This window comes from Maribacter vaceletii (genome assembly GCF_003634105.1).
Classification (GTDB): domain Bacteria; phylum Bacteroidota; class Bacteroidia; order Flavobacteriales; family Flavobacteriaceae; genus Maribacter_B; species Maribacter_B vaceletii.
Window position 1 is genome coordinate 144642 of record NZ_RBIQ01000012.1, and the last position, 12029, is coordinate 156670.

7 protein-coding genes are annotated in these 12029 nt (G+C 30.8%); all 7 read right to left on the reverse strand.

What is annotated here, in order from left to right; translation table 11 throughout:
* Positions 1–7: 7 nt before the first annotated feature.
* Entirely contained in the window at positions 8–1231 is a 1224-nt protein-coding gene (locus CLV91_RS15615; protein ID WP_121069164.1) for an O-antigen ligase family protein, read from the reverse strand.
* A gap of 280 nt (positions 1232–1511) precedes the next feature.
* On the reverse strand, positions 1512–3020 hold the full coding sequence (locus CLV91_RS15620; protein ID WP_121069165.1) for a hypothetical protein: 1509 nt from the start codon (positions 3018–3020) through the stop codon (positions 1512–1514).
* A 482-nt stretch (positions 3021–3502) separates the two neighbouring features.
* A complete protein-coding gene (locus CLV91_RS15625; protein WP_121069166.1) occupies positions 3503–4537 on the reverse strand; it encodes an NAD-dependent epimerase in 1035 nt (344 codons plus the stop codon).
* A 473-nt stretch (positions 4538–5010) separates the two neighbouring features.
* The gene (locus tag CLV91_RS15630; RefSeq protein WP_121069167.1) at positions 5011–6291 is read right to left on the reverse strand and encodes a nucleotide sugar dehydrogenase; all 1281 of its coding nucleotides are present in this window, start codon (positions 6289–6291) and stop codon (positions 5011–5013) included.
* 39 nt (positions 6292–6330) lie between these two features.
* Positions 6331–7662 carry a UDP-glucose dehydrogenase family protein gene (locus tag CLV91_RS15635; RefSeq protein WP_121069168.1) on the reverse strand — a complete coding sequence of 444 codons (1332 nt, stop codon included), beginning with the start codon at positions 7660–7662 and terminating at the stop codon, positions 6331–6333.
* A 10-nt stretch (positions 7663–7672) separates the two neighbouring features.
* Positions 7673–8671 (reverse strand): SDR family oxidoreductase, encoded by a 999-nt coding sequence (locus tag CLV91_RS15640; protein WP_121069169.1) that lies wholly within the window; start codon positions 8669–8671, stop codon positions 7673–7675.
* 214 nt (positions 8672–8885) lie between these two features.
* Positions 8886–12029: T9SS type A sorting domain-containing protein (locus tag CLV91_RS16915; protein WP_170146772.1), on the reverse strand; the 3144-nt coding region annotated here is incomplete at its 5' end.

The window sequence follows — 12029 nt, forward strand, 5'->3', positions numbered from 1 at the left end:
AATAAATTTATAACTCTCCCGTCTTAGAGGTTATTATAGATTTATTGACTTGATATTGAATACTAATAACCAAGAAAAAATAAAGCATTGAAAAAGCGTATTTGTAAAAAGGATAAAAGTTGTTGAAAATGTAAAAAGTAATAAAAAAAAGAAAATTAAGTTTTATTACATTGTTTTTTGGATGCTTAACCAGTAGTAACCAAGATTGTCTAAGTGGGAATCCAAATAATAATATTAAGAGTACTCCTCCAAAGATTCCTTGTTCAGCAATTATTTCGATATAAGAATTATGAGAGTACTGTCCAAATCTGGTATAATATGGAAGTTGATCTAGACCTACACCAAATATCGGATGCTTAGAAAAAGCATCTATACTATCTATTATTAATAATTCTCTTGCGTCAACTCTTGTCGTTGTAGAATCTACTCTGTTTTTTATTCTTGAATTTTCATAAGTTTTTACAAACTGAATCGAAATAAAGATAAATACGACAGCTATTCCTAAATTCCTTGTTATCTTCTGTACTTTAGTGGGGTTCTGAGCTTTATTAATAAATAGCCAAAAACAAACATTTATTAAAATTATTAATAGTAAACCTGATCTAGATTGAGTTACAAAGGAGATTATTAAAAATAATATTGGTATTACAATTAATAATAATTGTACAAACCAGTTTTTATATTTTTGGTATAAATAGAATAAAGAAAAATTTGCTAAAAAGGAATAATAGGAGTAAGCATTGGCATTTAATAGAAAGCGATCTCTATAGTCTACCTTGGAAGCAAAATTTGTAAAGCCAAAATTCCCATTTAAATACATTATAACGATTAAAGAAATAGTAGCAAGTAAATAACCAAGATGAAAATAAGTGGTATAATCTTGTCTATTGTTAAGGGCGATAGGTACAAATGAGATTAAAACAGCACCTAGTAACCTATTAAGTCCCGAAGTGAAATCGGAATAGCTAATGTAATAAAAAGCAGTAGAGACACTTATTATTAAAATCAGTAGTATTAATAGGAACTCCCGTTTATTCTCCGTTATTGTTTTTAAATCATGCTTTAAAGCTATAATAAAAAGTAAAGGAATAAGACAAAGAGTAGTTAATTTATGAAGACCTAGATATGGACCAAACGACAAGAGAAAAATAATTGTAGTTATAATTAAAAGACCTATAGGAAAACTTTGTCTTGATATTTTTTGCCGAACTACATGCTTATTATAACTCATACTTTAAATAAAACTCTTAACTTAAATAATAAAATATAAACTATTTACACGAAATACAAAGATTAAAAAAAAAAGTTTAATTGTAGAATTTTCACATTTAAAATAGATTAAATGCTTAAAATTTAGGTGCAATTATTAATCCGTTTTGTAATTAGTAAATTTAGATATGTTTTTAAGCGATTTAAAATTGTTTGGTATTTATAATCAAAAAAAATCTCAGTTTTGTTTTTACAAAACCGAGATTTAAAACTTAAATCATTTACTGAAGCAGTATTATAGACTATTGTTCTGGAAAAACAGGTTTTCCATCTAATAAAATTTTAGCATTTAAAGCGCCTATACCTAAAATTTGGGGCCCATAATACTTCATGTTTTGTCCTTGGGCGTAGTTGTTTTTAATTCTGCTTTGTATTGCTCCTGAGTATCTGCCTAAATGAAGCCACTCATGAAGTCTACCAGCAAGTTCATATCCTCCAGATCCATCTACTATTTTTCTAAACTGATGGTTGTCGCTATCTTTCCAAATTACATTTTCTAAAGTAGAAATAAAAGCATTTATATCGTTAATATCCCAATACATATTGTTTTCATATGCTTGTATGTAAAAACTTATTTCAGCACCTGCATGAGAGGTGTCTTGTGTATAGCCTCCATTCCATGGGGCGCTCCAAGTGTAAGCTGAAGTAACATTTGGGTTTGTTTTTAACTGATTCCTTAAGTTTGATTGTCTTCCAGGAATTGTTCCAAAAGATATGTTATCAAAAACATCTTTGTATTTTGATTTTCCTGTTATAAGGTACAATTCCATTCCTATTCTTGCCCAATGCGAAGCCATATGCGTATTAACTCTATAAAAGCTGCCAGTCCCAATTGTTTCATATCTTTCCCAGATGTTTTTTTCAGAGAAATTTAACAGCTTTTCATAAGCAATTTGGTATTCAGAATTTGTTCTTAGATTAGGTGATTGATGCATTATTCTTGTTAGAGTGGATACAAATCTCCAATAAAAACTATCCCAAAGGGCATATTGATTTCCATCGGAAGAAGGCCAGCCATAATATCCATTACCTACAGATACTGCATCGTCTATTGTAGAATTTATAATATCTAAGGCTTGATCTAAATATGCATTATCACCCGTAGCTTGCCAAATACTAATTAGTGCATCAATGTAATAAGCCAAATAGTAATACTCCTGGTTTTTGTTTGAGCTTTTTGTAAGTTGATCTATTTGGTTTTTAAATTCGGGCCAATTAGAATCAAACCTTTCTTTCCAATAGGCAACTTTTTCTGTTATTACTGGTGGGTCTTGCGATATAGTTATAGTAACTGTCGCTTCTTCAGTTACAACTTCATTGTTTACGATTTCTTCCGTGGTATATGTGAAACTTTCCTCTTCAGTTTCTGTTTCTGTTTCTATTTCTGTTTCTGTTTCTGTTTCTGTTTCTGTTTCTGTTTCTGTTTCTGTTTCTGTTTCTGTTTCTGTTTCTGAATTAGGGATATAAGTTATGGTTTTATTTTCATTAATTACTACTATTCCATTAATTGGGTTAGAAGTCTTTATTATTTTAACACTGTCTTGTTCTGTGAAACTATCATTGGATAGAACATCTAGAATAATACTTTCTTTACCATTGATTGTGTAATAATCATCAATAACAAAATTTTTAACAGTTTCAGATTGTTCTGCTATTACATATTCTGAAAGTAAATCGGAATCTTTACTGCAAGATATTAATGCAAAAAATATGAAAATAAATAATATACGTAGAATAATAAGTTGTTTCATAATTTGTAGGTCTGTTAATGGTGTTCGACTTGGGATTGTAAAAATATTTATTTTTTTAAAATTATCGGTAAAAACATTAGATTTTTCGACAAAATACACTGTTTGGTGTTTTTTTGTATAGTTTGTTTACGATGAGTTTTTTTTTTTAGACGTTTAAGAGGGTGTTTATTCGATGTAATGCATTTTTTTTAACAAATTTCACATTTTATTATTTGTGATAGAGGTTTTAATTCGGTTGTCTATTACCTAAAAAGGTATCTTATTATATAGGGGGTGTTGTATGCGTGGAAAAAGGGAAAGTACTTAAAAGTAAATTCAGATATAAGAAGTAGAATAGGGAAAGTGTATTATATTATTTACTTAAAATTTATAGCTCATTCTGGAACTATAGTTTATTTATTTTATACGGTAGTATGAAAAAATAATTATGGAAATAAGGTATTGTTAGGTTTTTTGACTTTTTTGTTCCTTGATTTTTAAAATTAAATTATATCATTATAAAATTCTTGATACCAATTAATAAAGATTTTAATGCCGTTTTGTATAGATGTTTTAGGTTGGTAGTTGTAATCTCTTATTAAATCATCAACATTTGCCCATGTTTTTTTTACATCTCCTTTTTGCATAGGCATCAAGTTTTTTGTAGCTTTTTTATTTAGGTTGGTTTCTATTTCAGTTATAAAATCTATTAGTTTTACAGTATTGTTATTTCCAATATTATATATTTTATACAACTCATTTATAGTTTTTCTATCCTCAGTTTTTTTCTCGCAAATACGTGTAATTCCCTCCGTAATATCGTCTATATATGTGAAATCTCGTTCTAAATCTCCATGATTAAAAACATTAATTGGTTTATTTTCTGATATAGCTTTAGTGAATAAAAATATTGCCATGTCGGGTCTACCCCAGGGACCATATACGGTAAAAAAACGAAGACCAGTAGTAGGTATATTAAATAAATGACTATAGGTATGTGCCATTAACTCATTACTTTTTTTTGTTGCAGCGTATAAACTTATTGGTTTGTCTACAGTGTCATCTGTTTCAAATGGAATTTTATCACTTAATCCATAAACACTAGAACTACTGGCATATACTAAATGTTTAGTATTAAAATTTCTACAACATTGTAATATGTTTAAAAAACCTACAATATTACTATCAACATATGTTTCAGGGTTTTCTATGCTATATCTAACTCCTGCTTGCGCAGCTAAATTGCAAACTACATCAAATTTTTCTTTTTTAAATAAAACGGGTAAAGCTTCTCGATTTTGGATGTCTAAACGAATAAACTTAAAAGAATTTCGGTGTTTAGAGCTAATTACTAATTTGTTGAACGAAGAAGCAGTGTCTTTTGGGATCCCTAACTCATTTAATCGTGCAAATTTTAAATTTATGTCATAATAATCGTTTATATTATCTAAGCCTATGACATAATGTCCTTTTTGAATTAATGATTGTGAAACATGAAAACCAATAAATCCAGCAGCTCCTGTTACTAATATTTTCATTATGTAAATTTTTAGTTTTAACTAAATGTTTTTGCAAAGGTCTGTTTTTTCCTTGTTCAATGGAAATGAATTTAGGAAGATTATTGAAATATAATGATTATAGGGTGTTTTTGGTCTTTTGTTAATACTGTGATATTTTCTTTAATTTCAAATTTTGAGGAGTATGAGATACCTTATTTTTTATTTAAGTAGAGAGTTAATACTTTTAAATAGGAGGATTATTTACAAATAATATAATCTAGCAAAGTTTAAAGTATAAAGAGTTCTATTTTGTAATTGATGTTATATCTATTGTTTTATTTAAAAAAAGTAGGGATGTAAAATAACTTGTTGAAATTAGTATTTAACTAGGACCATTTGAAAAGTGTTTTTTGCTGATTATTTTTTACATTAAACAAAGAAAACTATCAATCAATTAAAAAAAAAGCTACCAAATTTGGTAGCTTTTTTTAATTGATTTTTCTAAAACTAGTTTATAGTCTTCTGTCGGCTCGGGTTTTTAAAATTCCCTTTACATCATAAATAACACCATTTTTTGTTAATAAACTCTTCAGATCTAGTGATTCAAATTCTTTATGAGATACAGTAAGTACTACTGCGTCATATTGGTCTGAGGGTAAATTTTTACTTGTTTTTAAATTGTACTCATGTTCTACTTCTTCAGGAGAAGCCCATGGGTCATATATACTAACTTCTGTATGATATTGTTGTAAATTAGTTATAACATCAACCGCCTTGGTGTTTCTTACGTCAGGACAATTCTCTTTAAAGGTAATTCCTAGTACTAATATTTTAGAATTCTTAACTTTAATATCTTTTTGAACCATTAGTTTGACAACTTCTGAAGCAACGTATTTTCCCATGCCATCATTCATGCGTCTTCCGGCTAAAATAATTTCAGGATGATAGCCATGTTCTTGTGCTTTTTGAGCCAAATAGTATGGGTCTACACCTATACAGTGTCCACCAACTAATCCTGGTTTAAATGGAAGAAAGTTCCATTTAGTACCAGCGGCTTCTAATACATCATGGGTGTCAATGTCCATTAAATTGAAAATTTTGGCTAATTCATTAACAAAAGCAATATTAATATCTCTTTGTGAATTTTCAATAACCTTGGCAGCTTCAGCTACTTTTATAGATGAGGCTAAAAAAGTGCCAGCAGTAATTACTGATTTGTATAATTCGTCTACTTTTTTTCCTACTTCAGGAGTAGAGCCAGAAGTTACTTTTAATATCTTTTCAACAGTATGTTCTTTATCTCCAGGGTTTATACGCTCTGGGGAGTAACCAACATAAAAATCTTGATTAAATTTTAAACCACTTATTTTTTCTAAAACAGGAACACATTCATCCTCTGTTACACCTGGATAAACTGTAGATTCATAAACTACGGTATCTCCTTTTTTTAATACCTTACCAACGGTTTCGCTAGATTTATATAAAGGAGTTAGAATAGGTCTGTTAGTGCTATCTACAGGTGTAGGTACTGTTACTATATAATAATTACAATCTGCAATATCTTCTAGTTGGTTAGAGCAATAAAACCCTGTTTCCATTTTAGGCGATTTTTGTAATACAGCTTGTAAAACATCATCAGAGACTTCTAAAGTTTTATCCGAACCCGCTTGAAGTTCTTTTATTCTTCCTTCGTTTATATCAAAACCTATAACTGGATATTTTGTGGCAAATAACCTTGCTAAAGGTAAACCTACATATCCTAATCCAATGATTGCTATTTTTATATCAGACATTTTTTTTATTTAAGATTTTTTTATTTAAGATTTTTTTATTTAAGATTTTTTTCCTATTTGGAAATATTCAAAGCCATTTTGTTTCATACGTTCGTCATTATATTGGTTACGACCATCAAAAACAATTGGTGAGCTTAATTGTTGTTTTAATTCTTCAAAATCTGGAGATCTAAATTCTTTCCATTCGGTTAGAAGAATCATTGCATCTGCACCGTTTAGCGTTTCATATTTAGAATTACAATAGGTAACGTCTTTTATGTCTTTGAGGTAAAAATGTTGCGCTTCTTCCATTGCTTTTGGATCGTAAGCATTTATTTTTGCTCCGCGTTTAACAAGCTCTTTTATTATATAAATGGCAGGAGCTTCTCTCATATCATCTGTTTCGGGCTTAAAAGCAAGACCCCATATTGCAAAAGTTTTACCAGTTAAATCTTCTCCAAAACGTGAAATTACTTTATTTGCAATAACAAGTTTTTGGTTGTCATTAACATCTTCTACAGATTTAATTAACTGCGCAGTATATCCGTGTTCTTCCGCGGTTTTTTTAAGTGCTTTTACATCTTTAGGGAAACAAGAACCACCATAACCACTTCCAGGGTAAATAAAACTATAACCAATTCTACTATCCGATCCAATACCAATCCGTACTTTGTTAACATCGGCACCAACTAATTCACATATATTTGCTATTTCGTTCATGAATGAAATTTTAGTTGCTAGCATTGCATTTGCAACATACTTAGTCATTTCTGCAGAACGAACATCCATTGTAATTAAGCGATCTACACTTGATCTAAAGAAAGGGGAGTAGAGTGCTCTCATTTTATCCGCTGCTTCTGTATTGTCAGAACCAATAACTACGCGATCAGGTTTCATAAAATCGTTAATAGCATCTCCTTCTTTTAGAAACTCTGGGTTAGAAACTACATCAAAAGAAATATTTAAGCCTCTTTTGTTTAATTCTTCTTGTATAGTCTCTTTTACTTTATCTGCAGTTCCTACTGGTACTGTGGATTTGTCAACAATTATTAAAGGATGGGTCATGTGCAGCCCTATTTCTTTGGCAACTTGTAATACGTATTGTAAATCTGCAGAGCCATCATCGCCCATAGGAGTTCCTACGGCTATAAAGGCTACATCACACTTTTCTAAGTTTTCGGAAAGTTTAGTGCTAAAACGTAATGTTTTATTTGTGAAATTTCTTTTAACCATAGCTTCTAAGCCTGGTTCATATATAGGAATAATTCCTTCTTCTAGTTTTTGTATTTTGGTAGCATCAATGTCAATACAAGTTACAGTATTGCCCATTTCGGCAAAACAAGTTCCACTAACAAGGCCAACATAGCCAGTTCCAATTACAGTTAAATTCATTTTTTTAAAATTATTTTAAATTTTTCCAATACCAATTTACTGCTTCTTTAAGTCCAGATTCTATACTGTATTCAGGGCTGTAACCAAGCAGTGTTTTTGCTTTATTAATTGATGCTAGAGAATGTGGTACATCACCAGTTCTTTGCGGTCCATAAATTGTTTCTACATCTTTTATTTTAGGGTCAAATTCCCCTAAATACTCTTTTAATAAGGTAATTAGTTGTTTTAAATCTGTGCGTTCACCGTATGCAACATTATAAACAGTATTAATTGCTTCTTTATTTATAGATGCAATGGCTCTAATATTCATTTGTATTACATTGTCTATATACGTAAAATCTCTTGAAAAAGAGCCGTCTCCATTAACCACAGGAGATTCATGATTCATTAATTGCATTACAAATTTAGGAATTACTGCAGCATAAGCTCCATTTGGATCTTGTTTACGACCAAAAACGTTAAAATAACGTAATCCTATAGTTTCTAGACCATAGGTAGTACTAAAAATGGTAGCATATAATTCGTTTACATATTTTGTAATCGCGTAAGGAGATAAGGGATTACCTATTATATCTTCTACTTTTGGCATATTTGTAGAATCTCCGTAAGTAGAGCTACTTGCAGCAAATACAAATCTTTTAACTTTTGCATCTCTTGCTGCAACAAGCATATTTAAAAAACCAGAAACATTAACATCATTACTAGTTATGGGGTCATTAATAGACCTTGGTACAGAGCCTAAAGCGGCTTGGTGTAATACATAGTCTACAGAGTTACATGCTTTATGGCATGTATCTAAATCTCTAATGTCTCCTTCAATAAGAGTGAAATTTTGATTTTCTAGTAAAGGGGTTATGTTTTCTCTTTTGCCAGTAGCAAAGTTGTCTAAGCATATAACCTTATTGCCATTTTCTAATAAGGTTTCACATAAATTAGAGCCAATAAAACCTGCTCCTCCTGTAACTAGAACCCTATTTGAGGAATTAAAATTTAAGTTTTTTATAGTCATTTTTTTTATTAATGGTGCAAATGTCGAGAAAAGATTTTTATAATTGTTTTTAATTATGCAAGGTGTTTGTTATTTCCGACAAAATTAGTAACGAGTGTTTTATTATAATAGTACTTTATTCAATGAAAAAACAAAAATTAAAATAATTTTATAGTAAGAAGCCTAATTATATTATTACATACAATTAGGCTTCTTATTAAGACTTTTAAATTGATTAATATTTTAATTTGATTACTTTTTTAATTGCGTTTTCGTTGTTTTTATCTCTTGTAATTTCAACTATATAGGTTCCTTCACTTAGTATTGAAATGTTTAGTGAAACTTCAGGGTCGTGGTTAGTCTCAATCTTATTAGAAGAAACAAGTTTTCCGTAAATATTATAAAAATTAATTAGTAAAGATTCGTTCATAAAATCTTCTAAAGAAAAATAAATATTACCATCTCTTACGGGATTAGGGTATACCTTAACATCTTTTAAAGCTGTAGTATTGTTAGTTGTTAATGGAATTACATTAACACTTAAAGTTGTAGTGCAGCCTGCACTAGAAGTTAATACGTACTCCCCTGAATGATTGCTAGTAACATTATCAATAGTTAAAACTCCATTAGATAGTGTTCCATTTGGATTTGTAACTGTGAAATCTATATTTTCTTGTGTTATTCCAATCTCTAATGTAGAATTTTCATTTACTTCTATAGTGTTTAATCCACTATTAACAGTTCCATTTATATTGTATTGTGCTGTAAAACCATTTACAGGACAACGTTCGGATACTATAATTGTTACAGAAGTAGAGCAGCCTAAGGTAGATGTTAAAGTGTATTCTCCTGTATGATTTATATTGGCATTACCTAAGTTTAAGGCTCCAGGCCTACTATTTATGATACCATTTGGAAGTGTTACCGTATACTCTATTTCATCTTGTTCAACCCCTATAACAACAGGGGTCCCTTCTATAACTGTAATAGTATCTTGTCCGGTACCTATAGCACCATCAATTGTATATTGTACTGTAAATCCATTTGTTGGGCAGCGTTCATTAACAGTAATATTAAAGGTAGTAGTACAGCCAACTTCTGTTGTATAGATATAATCTCCTGTTTGATTTAAAGCTATAGAGGTAATATTTAAATCTCCATTAGAAATGGTGTCATTTGGTTGTGTTATGGTAAAGTTTACTCCATTTTGTTGTAAGCTTAAATTTATATTATCTCCTTCTGTAACAGTAATTGAGTTCTGAGGAGTACCACTTGTTCCATTTATAGAATAAGTAGGGTTAACAGAGCCAGTTGGGCATAGTTCATTAACAGTAATGTTAAAGGTAGCAGTACAGCCAACTTCTGTTGTGTAAATATAATCTCCTGTTTGATTTAAAGCTATAGAAGTAATATTTAAATCTCCATTAGAAATGGTACCATTTGGTTGTGTTATGGTAAAGTTTACTCCATTTTGTTGTAAGCTTAAATTTATATTATCTCCTTCTGTAACAGTAATTGAGTTCTGAGGAGTACCACTTGTTCCGTTTATAGAATAAGTAGGGGTAACAGAGCCAGTTGGGCATAATTCATTAACAGTAATGTTTACGTTATTGGTACAGCCGCTATTAGACGTGTATATATAATTTCCTTGTTGCGAAAGGGTAATATTTCCAAGGTTTAAAGAACCGTTTACAACATTTCCATTAGGTTCTGTAATAGTATAATTATTTCCACCTTCTACTAAGCCTAATTGCACAGAGTCACCTTCTGTAACAGTTATAGATGTTTGTCCGCTGTTAGATGTACCGTTTACAGTGTAGTTAGGGGTAAAGGCTGTGCAATCTACATTTAATGTAATTGTTGTAGAACATCCATTTGCAGCATTGATAAGGTAGTCACCAGAATTAGCTGTAGTAACAGTACCTAAAATATAATCTCCTTGGCCATTATATACCTCTGCACCACCATAAGTAATTGTAAAATCGATGCCATTTGGTTGCATGCTTAGAAATACATTATCTCCAGTGTTTGCAGGTACTGTTACGGGAAGATTGTCTATAGCTTCATTATATGTAATTCCACCATCTAAGGACCATTCTGCTTTCATAGTAGAAGCGTCACAAACAGGGTCTGTTACATTTAATGTAATTGTAGTAGAGCACCCGTTAGCTGCGTTAATGATATAGTCTCCAGAATTAGCTGTAGTTACATTTCCTAACTCATAATCACCTGTTCCAGCATAAACTTCTGTTCCATTATATGTAATTGTAAAATTTAAGTTGTTAGGTTGCATGCTTAGAAATACATTATCTCCAGTGTTTGCAGGTACTGTTACGGGAAGATTGTCTATAGCTTCATTATAAGTAATCCCACCATCTAAGGACCATTCTGCTTTCATAGTAGAAGCGTCACAAACAGGGTCTGTTACATTTAATGTAATTGTAGTAGAGCACCCGTTAGCTGCGTTAATGATATAGTCTCCAGAATTAGCTGTAGTTACATTTCCTAACTCATAATCACCTGTTCCAGCATAAACTTCTGTTCCATTATATGTAATTGTAAAATTTAAGTTGTTAGGTTGCATGCTTAGCCTTACATTGTTTCCTGTTACAGCATCTATTGTTACAGGTAAATTATCAATAGCTTCATTATAAGTGCTTCCGCCATCTAAAGACCATTCTGCTCGCATAGTACTTGCATCACAAGTAACATCTGTTACATTTAATGTAATTGTAGTAGAGCACCCGTTAGCTGCGTTAATTATATAATCTCCAGAATTAGATGTGGTTACATTTCCTAGGTCATAATCCCCTTGTCCTGAATATACTTCTGCTCCATTGTAAGTAATAGTAAAATCTATACTGTTAGGAAACATACTTAATAGTACATTATCCCCTGTAGAGGCGTCAAGAGTTATTGGGTTATTGTCAGGTGCAGTATTATAAGTACTTCCTCCGTCTAAAGACCATTCTGCACGCATTGTGGTTGCATCACAAACTACAGTGTTAATAGATAAGTCTATAGATACACTACAGCCTTGATTTGACTCTAATATATAAGTTCCAGCATTGTCATTATTAACGTAATCTATAGTATAATCTCCTAAAAGGTTTTCTATTACACCTCCAGTAGGTAATATTATTTTATAACTAATTCCATTGGGTACAATACTTAATTTTACTTCTTGCCCATTGTCTGCAGATATATTAACATTCTCTAATTCGTTTCCTTCTTGGTATTCAGAGCTTCCAATTTTCCATTCTGCAGATATTGGGGTGTCTCCAGGGTCACAATTACCAGATACATTTAGGTTTATTACCGTAATACAACCATCAATTGTAGTTAACACATACTGCCCCGCATCCTCGTTAGATACAAA

What these genes read in the sequence shown, in the direction of transcription:
- CLV91_RS15620 (WP_121069165.1), bottom strand. Translation starts at nt 3,020, where the DNA reads ATGAAACAACTTATTATTCTACGTATATTATTTATTTTCATATTTTTT.
- CLV91_RS15615 (WP_121069164.1), bottom strand. Translation starts at nt 1,231, where the DNA reads ATGAGTTATAATAAGCATGTAGTTCGGCAAAAAATATCAAGACAAAGT.
- CLV91_RS15635 (WP_121069168.1), bottom strand. Translation starts at nt 7,662, where the DNA reads ATGAATTTAACTGTAATTGGAACTGGCTATGTTGGCCTTGTTAGTGGA.
- CLV91_RS15630 (WP_121069167.1), bottom strand. Translation starts at nt 6,291, where the DNA reads ATGTCTGATATAAAAATAGCAATCATTGGATTAGGATATGTAGGTTTA.
- CLV91_RS15625 (WP_121069166.1), bottom strand. Translation starts at nt 4,537, where the DNA reads ATGAAAATATTAGTAACAGGAGCTGCTGGATTTATTGGTTTTCATGTT.
- CLV91_RS15640 (WP_121069169.1), bottom strand. Translation starts at nt 8,671, where the DNA reads ATGACTATAAAAAACTTAAATTTTAATTCCTCAAATAGGGTTCTAGTT.